13 protein-coding genes are annotated in these 16987 nt (G+C 68.0%); 9 read left to right on the top strand and 4 right to left on the bottom strand.

Going from position 1 to position 16987, the window contains the following annotated elements:
• The first annotated feature begins 114 nt into the window (after window positions 1-114).
• The gene (locus AC6CHY_RS14245; RefSeq protein ID WP_498227131.1) at window positions 115-594 is read left to right on the top strand and encodes a hypothetical protein; all 480 of its coding nucleotides are present in this window, start codon (window positions 115-117) and stop codon (window positions 592-594) included.
• Window positions 595-725: 131 nt separating this feature from the next.
• Here AC6CHY_RS14245 and AC6CHY_RS14240 read toward each other — a convergent pair whose 3' ends face one another.
• Together AC6CHY_RS14240 and paaZ are read right to left on the bottom strand one after the other, a co-directional pair.
• Window positions 726-1943, bottom strand: coding sequence for a phosphotransferase family protein (locus AC6CHY_RS14240; protein ID WP_217389306.1), 1218 nt, complete (start codon window positions 1941-1943; stop codon window positions 726-728).
• Between the two features lie 229 nt (window positions 1944-2172).
• Window positions 2173-4299: a phenylacetic acid degradation bifunctional protein PaaZ gene (gene paaZ / locus AC6CHY_RS14235; protein ID WP_217389305.1), complete on the bottom strand. Its 2127-nt coding sequence runs from the start codon at window positions 4297-4299 to the stop codon at window positions 2173-2175.
• A 113-nt stretch (window positions 4300-4412) separates the two neighbouring features.
• Here paaZ and AC6CHY_RS14230 point away from each other — a divergent pair, with 113 nt between their 5' ends.
• The 3 genes from AC6CHY_RS14230 to AC6CHY_RS14220 all read left to right on the top strand — a co-directional run bounded on the left by AC6CHY_RS14230 (window position 4413) and on the right by AC6CHY_RS14220 (window position 6941).
• Entirely contained in the window at window positions 4413-4853 is a 441-nt protein-coding gene (locus tag AC6CHY_RS14230; RefSeq protein ID WP_217389304.1) for a PaaI family thioesterase, read from the top strand.
• 543 nt (window positions 4854-5396) lie between these two features.
• Window positions 5397-6284, top strand: coding sequence for a serine protein kinase RIO (locus AC6CHY_RS14225; RefSeq protein ID WP_498227130.1), 888 nt, complete (start codon window positions 5397-5399; stop codon window positions 6282-6284).
• A 228-nt stretch (window positions 6285-6512) separates the two neighbouring features.
• Window positions 6513-6941 carry a hypothetical protein gene (locus AC6CHY_RS14220; protein ID WP_217389302.1) on the top strand — a complete coding sequence of 143 codons (429 nt, stop codon included), beginning with the start codon at window positions 6513-6515 and terminating at the stop codon, window positions 6939-6941.
• Here the strand turns inward: AC6CHY_RS14220 and AC6CHY_RS14215 are convergent.
• The gene (locus AC6CHY_RS14215) at window positions 6922-8586 is read right to left on the bottom strand and encodes an ATP-binding cassette domain-containing protein (protein WP_217389301.1); all 1665 of its coding nucleotides are present in this window, start codon (window positions 8584-8586) and stop codon (window positions 6922-6924) included. The genes AC6CHY_RS14220 and AC6CHY_RS14215 overlap by 20 nt on opposite strands.
• Before the next feature lie 332 nt (window positions 8587-8918).
• Entirely contained in the window at window positions 8919-9932 is a 1014-nt protein-coding gene (locus AC6CHY_RS14210; protein WP_498227129.1) for an NAD-dependent epimerase/dehydratase family protein, read from the bottom strand.
• Window positions 9933-10072: 140 nt separating this feature from the next.
• On the opposite strand from AC6CHY_RS14210, the gene AC6CHY_RS14205 reads away from it, so the two are divergent.
• The 5 genes from AC6CHY_RS14205 (at window position 10073) to AC6CHY_RS14185 (ending at window position 16974) form a co-directional block, all read left to right on the top strand.
• Entirely contained in the window at window positions 10073-10681 is a 609-nt protein-coding gene (locus AC6CHY_RS14205; protein WP_498227128.1) for a hypothetical protein, read from the top strand.
• A 298-nt stretch (window positions 10682-10979) separates the two neighbouring features.
• Window positions 10980-12503 carry a pyridoxal phosphate-dependent decarboxylase family protein gene (locus AC6CHY_RS14200; RefSeq protein WP_498227127.1) on the top strand — a complete coding sequence of 508 codons (1524 nt, stop codon included), beginning with the start codon at window positions 10980-10982 and terminating at the stop codon, window positions 12501-12503.
• The gene (locus tag AC6CHY_RS14195) at window positions 12500-13840 is read left to right on the top strand and encodes a lysine N(6)-hydroxylase/L-ornithine N(5)-oxygenase family protein (RefSeq protein WP_217389297.1); all 1341 of its coding nucleotides are present in this window, start codon (window positions 12500-12502) and stop codon (window positions 13838-13840) included. The genes AC6CHY_RS14200 and AC6CHY_RS14195 overlap by 4 nt, the downstream gene beginning before the upstream one ends.
• Window positions 13837-16254, top strand: coding sequence for a GNAT family N-acetyltransferase (locus tag AC6CHY_RS14190; RefSeq protein WP_217389296.1), 2418 nt, complete (start codon window positions 13837-13839; stop codon window positions 16252-16254). Before AC6CHY_RS14195 ends, AC6CHY_RS14190 begins: the two co-directional genes overlap by 4 nt.
• 135 nt (window positions 16255-16389) lie before the next feature.
• On the top strand, window positions 16390-16974 hold the full coding sequence (locus AC6CHY_RS14185) for a hypothetical protein (RefSeq protein ID WP_217389295.1): 585 nt from the start codon (window positions 16390-16392) through the stop codon (window positions 16972-16974).
• Window positions 16975-16987 lie beyond the last annotated feature (13 nt).

Here is a 16987-nt window from a genome sequence, read left to right as displayed (position 1 = left end):
GGAGCTGACTTTGGAGACTCCGGCGATACCGGGGACTGTGCGGAAACAGGCGATACCGGCGACTGCGCGGACACCGGTGACTGCGCGGAGGCGGGCGAAACTGGAGATTGAGCTGTGACCGGGGACGGGGCTGACACAGGAGTTTGGGCCGACACTGGCGACACAGCAGTCTGGGCCGACACCGGCGACACAGCAGTCTGGGCCGACACCGGCGACACAGCAGTCTGGGCCGACACCGGCGACACAGCAGTCTGGGCCGACACCGGCGACACAGCAGTCTGGGCCGACACCGGCGACACAGGAGTCTGGGCCGACACCGGAGACGCTGCCGACTTCGCCGATGCAGCAGTCTGTGCTGAGGCTTCAGCATCGGCGGCCACCTGCTCCACGGAGGTGGAACTTTGGAGTGCTGCCCGTTCCCCCACAACCACCGACTCATTGACGGGGACAATCGGCTGCGCGACCGCAACGCCCGCTCCGATGGCGACTACTCCAAGTGCCCCGGTGATTGACCAAAATGTGCGTGACTTCTTCATGCTTTCGAACCTTTCGTCCATTGTCCTGCTGGTGATCTTCTTCCAGCCTGACTCCTGAATGTGAGACGTGGAGGAGAAACGAATGAGAATGTTCTCATCTTGGCCTCCCGATTCGGGCAATAATGCCACGTCACAGCCCATAAATAAAGACTTTCAGGGCGGCAGCAAACCAAACGTCCCGGCCTTTCGCTACCCAGCCAGGTCGAGAAATTGCTCAACACGCCGCAAGCGGTCCAGTGCCACGACACGCCAATTGGGATTGGATTCGTCCCGCGCGCCGGCCACCAGCGACAGGACCACGCACGCTGCCCGGGCATACAGACCGTCGCCTGAAACCCCTCGTTGACCCAGTTCAGATTCGAAGGCCTTGGCATAACGTTCAAGATAACCGACAACCCGTTCATACCGCGGGTCAAGACCCGGGAGGACGGCCAGATGTCCAAGAAAACAGGCAAGGTCGTCAACCAGATACCCGGGGCCGGCCGAATCTATGTCCAGTAACCCGGTGATGGTCCCGTCGGTGACGAAGATGTTTGCCTCGTAGAAGTCCCCGTGGCTGGGAACCAGTTCACCACGCCGGGAGGTTTCCAAAATGCGGGCCAGGCGCTGGATCAAGACCCCGATATTCTCGGCTTGTTCCGGCATTGCCGTTTGGGCCGCGTGACCGTACCAGCCCAAGCGGTCGGACCAGGCAGGTCGCGCCGGGACGTCCATAAGGGTTTGCGGCAACGAGTCGAGAAGCCCGAAGATGCGCTGCGGGTCCAACGGCAGGTCCTTGGCATGCATCAGGTCCTCGGCCAACGGCACGCCCTCGGCCCGGCGAAAGGCCAGGACGCCGTCTATCGGCGGTCCGACCGGCGCTGGTGCGGGGATACCTGCCTGCAACAGGGCCAGGTGCTTGTCGTGGAGGAGTTGCGAGTCCTTCCGCAGCACCTTGAGGAATAGCTGGTCGCCGTCCACGAAGCGGGCAAGCAAGACGGCGCGGCGCAGCGGGCGGTAGGCCAGGGTGCGCAGTTCCTCCAGAACGCGTCCGTCGCCCCATTTTTCCTCCACGAGCCCCGGGGTTGTCGCCAACCGCAACCCGGGCAGCAGCGGGTCTGCCGGATGCAGCCATACGACGACGGCGCCGCGCCCGTTGTCGAGGCGGACGGCCCCTTCGGGGAACTTCTCCAGCTTTTCAGCTGTGGCACCCAGGTAAAGCGTTGCTGTCCCGTTGCTTGCCGCAAAGACACCGGATACCCCGGCCCCCGGCCGGTGGTGCAGGTCCGCCAAGTAAACCTGCGCATGCTCAAGTCCCATCGGTCGCACGACTTCCGCGAGGATTCCGGCGAACTCCTCCGATTCGAAGAAGTCCAGTTGTTCCCGCTCGGTCCATGCGTCGGCATCCTGAAGCACCGGTGAATTCATTGAACCCTCGTTCCTCCTACGCGCCGCGGGCCGTGCCGGCGGATGATGCCGCCCCGCTTCCCTTTGCCCGCTACCTTCTCACACTCGGTGCCCCGCGGGCCACGGCCCACCGCCACGGGCGCGTCCCGATACCGGCTCCGCAGACGCCGACGGCCAACCGCGCAACCCCCTAATCAGGAGTCCAGCGGTCGGCCATCGGTCATTGCCGCAGCATCATGCGGATCGGGAACTAGGCCCAGTTGGCGTAGGTGGTGTTTTCCTTCTCCACCAGGGTCAACACGTCATAGGTGGCCACGATCTCGCCGTCCTGGTTGTTGATGACGGCGTCCCACGCGACCTCTCCGTACTCGTCCGTGACGCGGGGGGTGATCTTCTTGGCGGTCAGCGTGACCCGGATCGAATCCCCGTCCGGCACCGGGGTGATGAAGCGCAGGTTCTCCAGGCCGTAGTTGGCCAGGACCGGGCCGGGGGCGGGCTGGACGAAGAGTCCGGCCGCCCAGGAGACCAAAAGGTATCCGTGGGCCACGATGCCCGGGAAGAACGGGTTGGCCTCGGCCGCTGCGCGGTCGGTGTGCGCATAGAAGGTGTCACCGGTTTCGTTGGCGAACGCGGTGATTTCCTCCAGGGACACCACGCGCAGCGGCGAGGCGAAGGCGTCGCCGATCCGCAGCTCGGCCAGCGACTTGCGGAACGGGTGGATGGCCCCTTCGACGGCGCCGAACTCTGCGGCCCCGGCGACCACGCGGTCGGCACCGGTGTGCCAGATGCCGGTGACGGCGGTGAGCATGTTTGGCGAGCCCTGGATGGCGGTGCGCTGCATGTGGTGCTTGACCGAGCGAATGCCGCCGAGTTCCTCGCCGCCTCCGGCGCGGCCCGGGCCGCCGTGGACCAGGTGCGGCACCGGCGAGCCGTGGCCCGTGGAGCTGCGCGCGGTTTCGCGGTTGAGCATGTGGACCCGGCCGTGGTGCGAGGCGATGCCGGTGGTCAGGACGCGCGCGGTGTCGGGGTCGTTGGTGCACACGGTGGCCACCAGGGAACCGGAACCCATGGCCGCAAGGCGGATGGCGTCGTCAAGGTCGGAATATCCGATCACCGATGACACCGGGCCAAAGGCCTCGCGGCTGTGAACGGCCTCGTTTTCCACGTCGTCCCACGTGAGCAGCAACGGGGACATGAAAGCGCCTGCATCGACGGTCTTTTCCTCGCCCGTGGTGGTGCGGACGACCGGCGCATCCAGGGTTCCGTAGGCAATCTCGCCGCCGGCGGCAATCATGTCCTCGACGGCCGCGCGCACGTCGCGCAACTGTTCCAGGGAGGCGAGGGCACCCATGGTGACTCCCTCGGCGCGCGGGTCGCCGATGACCACGCGCTCGTCAAGGCGCGTCCCCACGGCCTTGACCACCTCGTCAACTAGCGCCGCGGGGACGATGTTACGGCGGATCGCCGTGCACTTCTGTCCGGCCTTCGAGGTCATCTCCGTGGTGACGGCCTTGACGAAGGCGTCGAATTCCGGCGTTCCGGGAACCGCGTCGGGTCCCAGGATGGCCGCATTGAGCGAGTCGGTCTCGGCAGTGAAGCGCACTCCCCCGTCAATGACGTTCCGGTGGGACTTCAGCGCCGAGGCGGTGGAAGCCGAGCCCGTGAAGGAGAGCATGTCGCGGTAGTCAAGCACGTCCAACAGGGTGCGTGCCGAGCCGGAGATCAGCTGGATCGAGCCCTCGGGCAGGATGCCGGAATCTACCATCAGGCGCACCATGGCCTCGGCGACGTAGCCGGTGGGCGTGGCGGGCTTGGCAATGGTCGGAACCCCGGCGATGAATGCGGGGGCGAACTTCTCGAGCATGCCCCAGACCGGGAAGTTGAAGGCGTTGATCTGTGCGGCAACCCCGGGGATGCGGGTGTAGATGTGTTCGCCGGCGAACGAGCCGTCGCGCGACAGCACTTCCATGGGGCCATCGGGGATGACATTGGAGTTCGGCAGCTCGCGCCGGCCCTTCGAAGAGAAGGTGAAGAGCACGCCGATGCCGCCGTCGATGTCGACCATCGAGTCGAACTTGGTGGCACCGGTTTGGTAGGAGATCTCGTAGAGGACTTCTCGCCGGTCGTTGAGGTACTGGGCCAGTTCCTTGAGCTTCAGGGCGCGTTCGTGGAGGGTGAGCTTGCCAAGTTCGGCCTGCCCGACGGTGCGCCCGTACTCAACAACCGTGGCAAGATCCATGCCGTCGCTGTTGACCGTTGCCAGGGGCGCCCCGGTGTTGGCGTCCAGCACCGGGGTGCCGCCCACCGCATCGGACGGGGTCCACCAGGTGTTTTGGACGAAGCTGGGAACGAGTGGAGCCATGGGAGTTGTCGTCATCGACGAAGTCCTTCCTGAACGATCGGTCAGTATTAGCAACCACAGTACAGTATGGGGAAGAACACCACGAGTCTCGGGCGCCATGGGTGCCCGGAAAACAGGAGATAGACAGCATGAGCGCAGAGCGCCCCACCGCGCCCACCCCGGAAACCTCGATTGACGGCGTCTGGCAGATTGCCCTGGGCGAACTGGACATCAAGATGGGCATCAAGATCCTCGAGGAATCGGTCGAGAAGGTCGTGGCCACCATGCCGGTGGAGGGTAACCGCCAGTCGTTCGGGCTGCTGCACGGCGGCGCGTCGCTGGCCGTGGGAGAGGCCGTTGGCTCCTGGGCCGCGGTGAAGCATGCCTCGACCATGGGCAAGTCGGCGGTCGGAGTGGATGTCTCGGCGACCCACCACAAAGGTGCCCGCAACGGGCTGATCACCATCACCGCGACGCCGATCAGCCTGGGCCGCCGCGTGGCCAGCCATCAGGTCGTCATCGAGAACGAAGCCGGCGAGCGCCTCTGCACCCTGCGGATCACCAACCTGATCGTCGACATCAAGCAGTAGGGCTGCAGCCCCGGAAATCACCTGGCCGCAGGCCCTTCCTCGTCCGCGCTTGCGGGGATCCGCGGCCAGAATTCCCGCACCGGCAGGCTTATTCCCGGGCGGGTCCCACAGCGACCCCGCCAGGCCGGCGGATCGCAGATCCGCCGGCCTGTCGCCGCGTGGGCGATGTCCACCCATCGCGCCCATCGGACATCGCCACTCCCCCGGCGTCCCGCGCATGGCGCCACCAAAAGCGCGCCCGGTAATGCGAGCAGCAACATGGCAAGAGTTGGCCACACCGGCGCTTCGCTGGCTTTGCCCGACGGGGTTCATGATCGGGGGCGCCACACGCCCGACACGGGCGGCAGCATGAGGTTTTTCGCCGCATCTGGCAACGGTTACGGGCCAAGGAACCAGCAGCCGGAGCCAAGTGATTGACATACATCAATGAGTTGTGGTGTCCTTGAGTCAGCAGCACCAGTAACCACCGAAGGAGGAAAACAATGAGTGTCCCAGTCGTGACCCCGGATCCGCTCTTTCCTTCCCACAGGAGTTACTCCAGCAATGCAGAAACACGTAGAAAACAACTTTCCAGACACCTTTGAACGGCGCTCCACGGGCACCAAGGCCAGGCAGACCGATCGCGCGGATGACTGGAACTATCTTGACGACCAACTCGGCGACTCCCAACGTTGGTCAACCTGGCTGGCCACCGAGAAGCTCATGCGCGGACCGCTTCCCTACCCCGAGTTCGTTATCGAGGATGCAGGTGCCATCGACACCGAGCTCGGCGTGCTCAAGACCGGCAAGGAAGCCGATGTCTTTCTGATCGAGCGGGCCACGTCCGAGCAACATGCCCTGCTGGCCGCCAAGTGCTACAGGTCCCCGGAGCAACGCACCTTCAACAGGTCTTCGACCTACACACAAGGCCGCAGCGTCAAACGTTCACGCGACGCCCGCGCGCTGAAAAACGGCAGCGCCTATGGGCGGCTCGTCGAGGCCTCGCGGTGGGCCAATGCCGAGTGGCAACACATGCGCCTGTGCTTTGAGGCGGGAGCGCCGGTCCCCTATCCGGTACAGATCCTGGGCACTGAGATTCTCATGGAGTTCATCGAAGACCCGGAGGCCCCGGGTGCTGCGGCACCGCGGCTGCAGCATGTGCGCCCGGACGCCGAACGGCTGGGCCACTACTGGCAACAAATCGTGGAGGCCATGAAGGTCTTCGCCCGACTGGGATATGCCCACGGGGACCTCTCGCCCTATAACGTACTTGCTGCCGGCGAGAGGCTGGTGGTCATCGACCTGCCGCAATTTGTCGACATGACCGAGAACGAACGCGGTGTCGGCTTTCTTCAGCGGGACTGCCAAAACATGTGCGCCTGGTTCCAGTCGCGCGGCCTGGACGTTGACGCCGACGAACTCCTGGCCGAACTCATTGCCGAGGCCTGGTAGGCGCCGGGACCGAGCTCCATTCACCGGGGCGGTTCCCAGGCGATTAATTGGTACATCCGCTGTGCTGGTCTCGGCTGGGCCACGGGGCTATGGTTGGCCCACCAAACCGCTTGGGCCGCCCATACGAAACCATCAACCTCGCACCCCTACGTCGACGATGCGGCCACGTGGCCAGTGTTGGCCTTCTTCATGAGTTAACTTGAGCAATTTCCAGAAAGGACATTCACCTTGCGTACCGCATACAAGGTTGTTGCTCACATCATTGCCGCCGCAGTCGTGGTCCAGGCGGCCTTGATCGCCTGGGCGATGTTCGGGCTAATCCCATCCCTGCAGTCCGGAACCGTCCCGGACGAACCGCCGGTGGCCGCGCTCATGCACGGCATGATCGGCATGTACGCGGCCCCGGTTCTCGTACTGGTGCTACTGGTCATCGCGTTGCTCGCGCACGCCGGACTGAAATGGGCACTGTGGCTCCTTCTTGCCGTCGCGGTCCAAATCACCCTGGCGTTCGTGGCCTTCGATGCCGCCTGGGTCGGTCTGCTCCACGGGGCAAACGCCTTTGCCATCATCGCGCTGGCCGAGATCGGCGCCCGCGCGGTCGCCCACGCCCCGGAACATGTGGCGGGCCGCAAGAACGTCATGCGTCCGGCGACATAGACCGGCGCCGCATTTCCCACTCGCGGTCCGTGGCCAGCACGGCGAGGAATTCCTCGTCGTGGCTGGCCACCACCATGGCGCCTCCGAATGATTCCAGGGCCGAAAGCAGCTGCTCGACGGTGGCCATGTCCAGGTTGTTGGTCGGCTCGTCAAGCAGAAGCAATTGCGGGGCGGGGTCGGCCAGCAGGATCATCGCCAAGGCAACCCGAAACCTCTCCCCGCCCGAAAGCCGGGACACCGGCTCGTCGACCCGGGCTCCCCGGAAATGGAAGGCGGCCAGCTGCTCCCGCAGGAGCCCCGGTTCCGCCCCGGGTGCCGCGAGACGGAGGTTTTCCAACATGCTCATCCCGTCATCGAGCCCTGCCCAGTCCTCCCCGCCCCCGGCAGACAGGCGCTGGCGCAGGAACCCGACCGGAACCCTCGAACGCGTCTCCAGCTCGCGGAGCAAGGTTGTCTTCCCCGCCCCGTTCCCCCCAAGGAGGGCGACACGCTCCGGCCCCTTGATGCCCAGCACCGAATCCCCCTCCACGGGTTCCCCCGCTTCGAGCACGATGCCGCGGCCGATCTCGGCGACCGGCAATTCAACCACGCTGCGGCCCGCGGGAACCCGGGTCCGCGGCAACTCGATCCCGATCCTCAGGTCCACGGGCAACCCGTTGCGGGCCTCCGCCAGCTCCGTACGGGCGTCTGCCTCGTGGGATCTCATGATGCCGCGGTTCTTTGCCGCGGAGACCTCGGCCTTGTTGCGCAGCGCGTTGGCCAGGATCTTCGGCATGGATTCCGCGGCCTTTTGCCCCTGCCTGGACCGCCTGGCGATCTTGGTTTCGGCCTCGCGGACCTGCCGTTTCTCGACCGCCAGCCTGCGGCGGGCATCGCTGAGCCTGCGTGCCGCGCTGTCCCGTTCGTGACCCAGGACTTCCTCCCGTGAACCCCAGTCGCCGAATCGCACCACCTCCATTTTCTCGGCGCGCAGCGCCCGCACGTTCACCGGGCGCAGCTCGGCCAGGGAATCGACCAGCCCCAGCAGCGTCTTGTCGTGCGTGGAGACCAGCATGGTGCCGGAGAATCGCTCCACCATGTCGTAGAGGCGGTGCCGGGCGTCGCGGTCCAGGTTGTTGGTCGGCTCGTCGAGCAGGGTGATCCCGCCGCCGCGGACTTCCATGCCGGCCAGGGCCACGGCCATGGTCTCGCCGCCCGACAGGGTGCCCACGGTTCGTTGCAGGAATGAGGCGGTGACTTCCGTATTGAGGTATCCGTCCAGCAGCGCCGCCGACCGCTCCTCAAGATCCCAGTCGTCGCCGACCGATTCCATGTCCCGGGCCAGATCCTCGCTCGTGTTGTCCAGGATCCGGTGCAGCGCCGCCAGCTTTTCCGTGATGCCCATCAGGCTCGCCACGCTTCGATGGCTGTCGAGGACGATGTCCTGTGCCAGGTAGGCCGGCGGTGCCTGGGTGTGGATCGTGCCCCGGGTGGGCCTGAGTTCCCCGGCGACCAGCCGCAAGAGCGTGGACTTTCCCGAACCGTTGGGACCCATGAGGCCGGTGCTGCCATGGGGAAAAGTGGTCGAGACGTCGTCAAATACGGTTCCGCCATCGGGCCAGGAAAAGCCGAGACGGTCAATGATGATGGGATTGGGGTGCTGCATGGTCGTTCTCGTTTCGACGGTGGATGCGCCAAAACTTCACCACGACCTCGATCGCTCCACGTAGGGAGGGGTCATGGAAATGTCCTTGGCGCGATTAGGCGAAGGCGAGAACTGGCAACACGTCGCGATCCTGACGTCGGCAATGGGACATTTCAATCCTGCGGCCGGGAGACGCCGGCTGTCAAATGTCCCGCCGCTTACCGGCAGTTTCGTCCGGGGTCAGCGCGGGGAGACGGGGCATATCACCGGACGCGTCGCGGGTGGCAGGACCCGGGACGCCGGCAGCGCTCCTCCGGGGGCATCCCCGGCGGGGCGGTCGACGGATCCCGCGGCTACCGCAGGAGCAGCGCGGCTTCCTCCTCCGCTGCCAGCCCAGACCGCAGCGAAGCCGTCCCGGTCCCGTCCCCGGCGCGCACGATGTCCTCAAAGGTCTCGCGCAGGCTCCTGCGGCGCAGGCCCATGGACAGCGCGCGGGCATCGGAGCGGCGCGCAAATCCGGCAAATTCCGGGTCCGCGGGCAGCACCAAGGGCAGCGACATGGGACCTGCCCAGGGGTTCACGCGGTCCCCTTCCATCCGGGCCAGGTCGTATTCCGCGAGCGTGTGGGCGGGAGCCGGAGCTTCCGGCGGCGCCACGGCAGCAGCGGCGTCCCGGGCCATTCCCAGGGCCTGGCCCAGCGTGTGTTGTGCACCCACGGCGTTGGCGAATCCGTGGAGCCCCGCCAGGCCGGCATCGAGGATGAATGCCGCGAGGTCGCGCACGTCGAGGATCTGCACCGATTGCCGGCTGTCCGGGTCGGCGGGAACCAGGACAGGGTCCCGGGACTCGGCAAAACGCAACGGCCAGTAGCTGCTGCGCCCGCTGGGATCCCCGGGGCCGCCGATCAATCCAGGACGGACCACCAGCACCCGGCCGTCGCGGACCCACCGGCTCAGCTCTTCGCAGGCGGACTTGGCCCTTCCGTAGTCCGGTTCGGCGTCCCGGTCATCGGCAGCCAGCGGCTCCAGGACCCTTGCCGTCTCGTCGGCACCCGGCTCGGATTGGTCGGCGTATGCCGAACAGGAGGAAACAAACACCCAGTTCCGGGCATTTGCGCCGAGCCTGCCCAGTGCCTCGCGGGCAAATACCGGTGTTGATGTCAGCTCGATGACCAGGTCCCAGTCGTCCTTTTCCACCTCCGCGTAGGCGTCCGGTGCGGCGCGGTCCGCAACGACCGCCGTGGCCCCCGGTGCAAACGCTTCTGTCCCCCGCGCCAAGGCCGTCAGCCGGTGGTTGCCTTCCAGGGCGAGACGGCTGAGGGTTTTGCCCAACCAGCCGGTGCCGCCAAGCAGCAGGATTTTGCTCATGACCCGAGTCAAGGGCCTGCCCGCCCCCGGTGCAAGGGGATTCTCGGTGGGCGTACGCGGGACCATCCGCGCCCGGGGGCTGTCCGGATCGTTATCCGCCATGCTCCCCGATGCACGGTTTTATTGCCTAGGCTCAGGTCATGAGCCGAATTCCAAGGATGATCGCCGGTCTTGCGGGACTGGGACTGCTGCTGAGCGCATGCGTGCCCCTGGCAACTGAAACGAGTGATCCCCCGAAGCCCCCCACAACGGGGGAAGCCTCGCTCACGCCCGCCGGTTCGACCCCGTCGCAGATGGCGGACTTGCCGTTGCAGAGCAGCCCCGGCGACGGGCTGGAACAACGAATCGCCGCCCTGGACAAGCTCTCCGTCGCCTATCAGGTCCAGCAGGGACGACATCCTGTCGACTATGCGGTTCCGGGAAGCGAGCGGGTGCTGCTTGCCGAACGGTTCTCGCGGAGCACGCGCTTTGAATTGTCCGGGGAACAACCGGGCAACATGATCATTGTGGAGATCACCTGCTCGAAAAATACCAGGGCAAGCTTTGAGGCGCTCGACGACGAGGGGCGCAGCCTTGGGAGCGGCCTGTCCTCGGAGTGTTCCCCCGATGGCCCCAACGGCTATGGGTTCGGCGCCGCGGAACACCGACCGATCCGCGTCATCGAAGTCACCATCGACCGGCCGGCGGATCTGGAGCTGAGCGTCACGGTGGTCGCGGCCATGGACCCGGGACAGGCTACCGAAGGCTGAGTCCTTCCCGGTCCTACGCGGCCTGCCCGCCCCGCGGAGCCCGGACGCCCCGACCCGCGTGGCGCGGGGCGGAAATTTTGCGAAGTGTGACGCGACCGAATCGGGCCCTGGAGCCGTGCAGCGGGTACGAAAGTGCCGGGCGGGCACTTTTGCCCGTCCGACCTGGTCTTTATTGGTTGTGTATTGAACTTAAGTTGTATTAGCGCCCTCACCTATGTCTTTAATATCTCGGTGCGAGTTAGGTAAGCATAACCTTTGCTTACCATCTCGCGGCATTCCCCGATCTTAAAGGAGCCCCATGACGCCCCAACGTCCCCTGGCGCAGACCCTGTCCACCCCCACGCGATTCCTTCCGGCCGCCGCCGACCAACTCCTCGGCAGCGACACCGCCGATCGCATGGCCGAGGAATTTGGCGCCGCCGCCAGGCTCGCGGCCCGGTCCATCGCCGCCGCCGCCGGTCCCACCACCGGCCCCGGCCCCGACGCACTGCGCGCCAGGCTCGACGCCGTGGATCTGCGCACTCCGCTGGGCACCACCGAAGCCGCCCTCGAAGAGGCAACGGAGCTCTATCTGCGGGACGCCGTCTACTTCCACCATCCGCGCTACGCCGCGCACCTGAATTGCCCCGTGGCGCTTCCCGCCATCGCGGCCGAGGCCCTGGTCACCACGGTGAACACCTCGATGGACACCTGGGACCAGAGCGCGGGCGCCACGCTCATCGAGCAGCGCCTGATCGACTGGGCCGCCGACCTGGCCGGCCTCGGCCCGGAAGCCGACGGCGTCTTCACCAGCGGCGGCACCGCCTCGAACCTGCAGGCCATGCTGCTGGCCCGCAACACCGCCGTCGCGGGCAAGCCGGGGAGCCTGCCCGAACGCCTCGCCGGATTGCGCATCTACGCCTCGGCCGACAGCCATTTCAGCATCTCCACCTCCGCGTCCCTGCTGGGGCTGGGCGCCGAGGCGGTGGTCGCCATTGAGTGCGACGCGCTCCACCGGATGGATGCGGCTGCCCTGCGGCGCGCACTGGAACAGGACCGGGCGGCCGGGCTGCGCGCCATGGCGATCGTCGCCACCGCCGGTACCACCGACTTCGGCTCCATCGACCCGCTGCCGGCCATTGGGGAATTGGCCGCGGCGCACGGGGCATGGTTCCACGTCGACGCCGCCTATGGCTGCGGGCTGCTTGGCTCCCCGCGCCACCGCGGGCTGCTGGCCGGCATCGAGGCCGCAAACTCGGTGACCGTGGACTTCCACAAGTCCTTCTTCCAGCCCATCGGTTCCAGCGCGATCGTGGTCCGCGACCGCACCGCCCTCGGACTGGTTTCGCACCACGCCGAATACCTCAACCCCGCCGCCGAGGCCGGGCGCACCCCCAACCAGGTCGACAAGTCGCTGGCCACCACCCGCCGCTTTGACGCGCTCAAGCTCTGGGTGACCCTGCGCTCGATGGGCGCAGAGGCGCTGGGATCGATGTTCGACAGCGTCATGGACCTGGCCGCCGCGGCCGGGCGGCTGGTCGACGAGCACCCCGAACTCGAGCTGGCCGCCGAGGTCCAGCTGAGCACCGTCGTCTTCCGCTACGTCCCACCGGTCCCCGTCGAGGCGGGGCACGCGCCGCTGGCCAACGAGATCCGCAGCGCGCTCTACGACTCCGGCGAGGCCATGGTCGCCGCCACCACCATTGCCGGGGTGCGCCACCTCAAGCTCACGCTGCTGAACCCGCAGACCTCCATCGAGGACGTCGCCGCCATCCTGGCGGCCGTCGTGGGACATGGCCGCCGCATCGCCGGCGAGCGCGCACTGGCGGGGGTGCAGGCATGAGCACCGCATTTGACACCGCCCGCGTCCACGACGCGATCGCCATCGGCGCCGGGCCCTTCAACCTCGGCTTCGCGGCCCTGGCCGACGCCGTGCCGGGACTCGACGTGCTGGTGCTCGAGCGTGCCGCGGAATTCGCCTGGCACCCGGGCATGATGCTCGAGGGCACGCACCTGCAGGTCCCGTTCATGGCCGACCTGGTCACCATGGCCGACCCCGCCCACCCGCTCTCCTTCCTGAACCACCTCAAGGACACCGGGCGCCTGTACCCGTTTTACATCCGCGAGAACTTCTACCCGCTGCGCGAGGAATACAACAACTACCTGCGCTGGGCGGCCGCGCGGCTGCCCTCGGTGCGTTTCGGCGCCCACGTCGCCGCCGCCCGCTTCGCCGACGGGGTGTACGAGCTCGATGTGCACCACGACGACGGGGTCTCCACCGTGCGCACCCGGCGCCTGGTGCTGGGCACCGGAACCAGCCCGTACGTGCCCGCCTCCGTTCCCGAATGCGTGCTGGGAACCGGCCAGGCCGTGCACACCAGCGGCTACCGCCCCGCCCGCGCCGCCATCGCCGCGGGCTCCCGCATCGCGGTGGTGGGCAGCGGACAGAGTGCCGCGGAGGTCTTCGCCGACCTGCTCGGGACCCTGGGCCCGGAGACGCACCTCGAATGGGTCACGCGCTCCCCGCGCTTCTTCCCGCTCGAATACACCAAGCTGACCCTGGAGATGACCTCCCCGGAGTACATCGACCACTTCCATTCCCTGGGCCAGGGCACCCGCGACGCGCTCTCGGCCAGCCAGAAGGGCCTGTACAAGGGCATCAACGCCGACTTGATCGACGAGATCCACGAGCTGCTCTACCGCCGCCAGGTCTCCGGGCACGCCCCGGTCACGCTGCGCGCGGCCACCGCCCTGCAGGGCATCGAACACCGTGACGGTGCCCTGGAGCTGCGGCTGCGCAACCAGGACGACGGCGGGGAATTCTCCACCGTGGCCGATACCCTGGTGCTGGCCACCGGCTACGCCTACCGCGAGCCCGCGTTCCTGGCGGGCCTCGGAACGCGCATCAACCGGTTGGCCGACGGCCGGCTGGACGTGGACAGAAACTACGCGGTCAGCAACGACGGCGACGTGCTGGTGCAGAACGCCGAGCTGCACACCCACGGCTTCACCGCCCCCGACCTGGGCATGGGAGCCTACCGCAACTCGGTGATCATCAACCGGATCGCGGGGTACGAGCACTACGCGGTGGAGAAGCGCATCGGCTTCCAGTCCTTCGGCAGCCCCGCACCCGCATCCCCGACGCTGCCCTCCCCCACGCTCGAAGGAGCCCACGCATGATTTCCACGCCCTCAATCGTCATTCCCCCCGCCCGCCGCACCGCGCCCGCGGCCACCGACTTCACCTTCCGCCGCTTCGACCCGGGGACCGACGCCGGGCTGCTGCACGGCTGGGTAAACACCGAACGGGCCCGCTTCTGGGGCATGAACGGCACCAGCGTCGCGGAGGTCCGGGCCGCCTACGAGCAGCTCGACGCCGCGGCCCACCACCACGTGTTGCTGGGCCTGCTGCCGGCATTGCGCGGGGACGCCGCGCCCGAAGCGGTGTTCCTGCTCGAGCACTATGCGCCGGAGCACTCGGTGCTGGCCGGGCGCTACGCCCACCGGCACGGGGACGCGGGCATGCACCTGCTGCTCGCGGGCCCCGGTGACGGCAGGGCCCTGCCGGGCTTCAGCGCCGCGGCCATGGAGGCCGCGCTCGCCCACCTCTTCGCGGATCCCGCGGTGCTGCGCGTGGTGGTCGAGCCCGACGCCGCGAACACCGCCATCCACTCGCTGAATTCCCGGCTCGGCTTCCGCCCGGCCGGGCGCATCGAGCTGCCGGCCGGCCCCGACACCCCGGCCAAGACCGCGCTGCTCTCGCTGTGCACCCGGGACGACTTCGCGCGGGCCACCGGGCGGCCCTCGAGTGCCGCCGCGCACCTGTCCCCGGGACGCTGGGAAACGGCGAACCGGCACGTGCTGGCCAAGGCGATCGCCGAGTTCACCCACGAGCGGCTGCTCGCCCCGGCGCCCGGCGCCGTTCCCGGCTCCTGGACCCTGGGCACCGGCACCCTTGAATACCGCTTCCGCGCCGACGTGCACGCCCTGGAACACTGGTCCGTCGACCCCGACTCGCTGGAGGTCCTGGCCGACGGGGTGCCGGCGGCACCGGATGCCGCCGGCTTCGTGCTGGCCTTCCGCGACACCCTGGGGCTTTCCGCGGCCCAGCTGCCGGTGTACCTCGAGGAGATCGGCAGCACCCTGGCCGGGCACTGCTACAAGCAGCTGCACTCCACCGCCGGCGCCGCCGAGCTGGCCGCCGGCACCGGGGACGCCGTCGCCGACTTCCAGCGCACCGAGGCCGCGATGACCGAGGGCCACCCCTGCTTCGTGGCGAACAACGGGCGCCTCGGCCTGGGCGCCAACGACTACCTGTCCTACGCGCCGGAAACCGGCGCCGCGCTTGCCCTCGAGTGGCTGGCCGCGCACGCCTCCCGCGCCCGCTACAGCTCGCTGCCGGGACTGGACGCCGAATCGCTGCTGCTCGCCGAACTCGGCGAGCGCCAGCTGGCGCTCTTCCGGGCGCGGATCGCCGATGCCTGCGCCGGCAGCGGCCTGGATCCGGCCGACTTCGTGCTGCTGCCCATCCACCCCTGGCAGTGGGAGCACAAGCTGGCCCTCAGCTTCGCCCCCGATGTCGCCAGCGGCCACCTGGTGCACCTGGGCGCCGGGGAGGACCTCTACCAGCCGCAGCAGTCGATCCGCACCTTCTTCAACCGCAGCGCGCCGACGCGCCACTACGTGAAGACGGCCCTGTCGGTGCTGAACATGGGCTTCATGCGCGGGCTCTCGGCCGCCTACATGGAGGGCACCCCGGCCATCAACGCGTGGCTCACCGCGGTCTTCGACAACGACGCGGAGCTCTCGCGCGGCAACGTGGGCCTGCTGCGCGAGATCGCCGCGGTCGGCTACTCCTCCCCGCTCTTCGAGGCCGCCGGCCACGGCGCCCCGCAGCGCAAGATGCTGGCCGCGCTCTGGCGCGAATCCCCGGCCGGCCTGCTGGAGGACGGGCAGCAGCTGGCCACCATGGCCTCGCTGCTGCACGTCGACGCGGCGGGCGCCTCGCTGGCCGCCGCGCACATCCGGCGCTCCGGCCTCGCGGCCACCGACTGGCTCGCCCGCTACTTCGACGCCTACCTGGTGCCGCTGGTGCACTGCCTGTGCCGCTACGACCTGGCGTTCATGCCGCACGGGGAGAACGTCATCCTGGTGCTCGAGGGATCGGTCCCGGTGAAGGTGCTGCACAAGGACCTGGCCGAGGAGATCGCGGTGCTCGGGGACCGGCAGCCGCTGCCGGCCGAGGTTGAGCGGATCCGCGCGGCGGTCCCGGAGGCGGAGCGCCGGCTGGTGGTCTTCACCGACATCGTGGACTGCTTCCTGCGCTTCCTGGCCCCCGCCCTGGCCCGCGAGGGAATCTGCGGCGAGGAGGATTTCTGGGCAACCGCCGCCGAGCGGCTGCTCGCCTACCGGACCCGGCACCCGGAAACGGCCGAGGCGTTCGACGCGCTGGACTTGTTCGCCGCCGACTTCGAGCTCTCCTGCCTGAACCGGCTGCAGCTGCGCAACAACGCGCAGATGCTTGACCTCGCCGACCAGTCCGGCGGGCTGATCTACGCCGGCACCCTGGCCAATCCGCTGGCCGGGCGCGGCTAGCTGGCTGCACCGCAGGGCCCCCGCCATCCGGCGGCGGCCCTGCGGTGCGTTCACCGGGTCGGTGGCGCACACCACGGGGCACGTGCCCGCCCGCGCAACCTCCCGTGGCGTGCCCGTTGCCGATAGGGTCGGTTCATGATGCGCATCCCGAAGGCATTTCCCGGCGCCACGGCGCTCGTGCTGCTGCTGGCCGCCTGCGTGCCGCTTGACGGGGAGGGAGCGGCAGGGGGTCCCCCGGCGCCCTCCCCGGTGCCCACCCACCACGAGGTGCCGCCGACGGCTTCGGTCCTCATGTTCCAGCCGTACGAGTCGGAGGGGTTGGCGAAGCGCATTTCAGGCCTGCCTCCGGCCATGGCCGCCCACCAGGTCCGCCGGGGCATGCACCCGGTCGTGGACGCCGAACCGGGCAGCGAGCGCGTGCAGCTGGCGGAACATTTTTCCACCTCCACGCGCTTTGCGTTGCCCGGTGACGGCCCGGGACGCGGCTTCCACATCGAGCTGTCGTGTTCCACGCCCGTGGCCTATGCGTTCAGGCTGCTCGATGGTGACAGCGCAGAGCTGGCCGGGGACGGCGGAACGCAGTGTGGCCCCGGTGGCCCCGTGGGCATCTCCGGCAGCGTGGCAACGCCCAGGGAAGCGGCGTTTCTGGAGGTCACCTTCCGCGGCGACACCGAGGCGGATCTCGCCTACATGGCGTTCGTGCCCGTCGACGGGACCTGAGCCCCGCCCGGAG

The organism is Paeniglutamicibacter sp. GQ140, assembly GCF_059759235.1.
The sequence above is the reverse complement of the archived record's forward strand: the minus strand, read 5'-3'. Positions and strand labels throughout refer to the sequence as shown.

What these genes read in the sequence shown, in the direction of transcription:
- AC6CHY_RS14195 (WP_217389297.1), top strand. Translation starts at nt 12,500, where the DNA reads ATGAGCACCGCATTTGACACCGCCCGCGTCCACGACGCGATCGCCATC.
- AC6CHY_RS14215 (WP_217389301.1), bottom strand. Translation starts at nt 8,586, where the DNA reads ATGCAGCACCCCAATCCCATCATCATTGACCGTCTCGGCTTTTCCTGG.
- AC6CHY_RS14200 (WP_498227127.1), top strand. Translation starts at nt 10,980, where the DNA reads ATGACGCCCCAACGTCCCCTGGCGCAGACCCTGTCCACCCCCACGCGA.
- AC6CHY_RS14190 (WP_217389296.1), top strand. Translation starts at nt 13,837, where the DNA reads ATGATTTCCACGCCCTCAATCGTCATTCCCCCCGCCCGCCGCACCGCG.
- AC6CHY_RS14240 (WP_217389306.1), bottom strand. Translation starts at nt 1,943, where the DNA reads ATGAATTCACCGGTGCTTCAGGATGCCGACGCATGGACCGAGCGGGAA.
- AC6CHY_RS14210 (WP_498227129.1), bottom strand. Translation starts at nt 9,932, where the DNA reads ATGAGCAAAATCCTGCTGCTTGGCGGCACCGGCTGGTTGGGCAAAACC.
- paaZ (WP_217389305.1), bottom strand. Translation starts at nt 4,299, where the DNA reads ATGACGACAACTCCCATGGCTCCACTCGTTCCCAGCTTCGTCCAAAAC.
- AC6CHY_RS14225 (WP_498227130.1), top strand. Translation starts at nt 5,397, where the DNA reads ATGCAGAAACACGTAGAAAACAACTTTCCAGACACCTTTGAACGGCGC.
- AC6CHY_RS14185 (WP_217389295.1), top strand. Translation starts at nt 16,390, where the DNA reads ATGATGCGCATCCCGAAGGCATTTCCCGGCGCCACGGCGCTCGTGCTG.
- AC6CHY_RS14205 (WP_498227128.1), top strand. Translation starts at nt 10,073, where the DNA reads ATGAGCCGAATTCCAAGGATGATCGCCGGTCTTGCGGGACTGGGACTG.
- AC6CHY_RS14230 (WP_217389304.1), top strand. Translation starts at nt 4,413, where the DNA reads ATGAGCGCAGAGCGCCCCACCGCGCCCACCCCGGAAACCTCGATTGAC.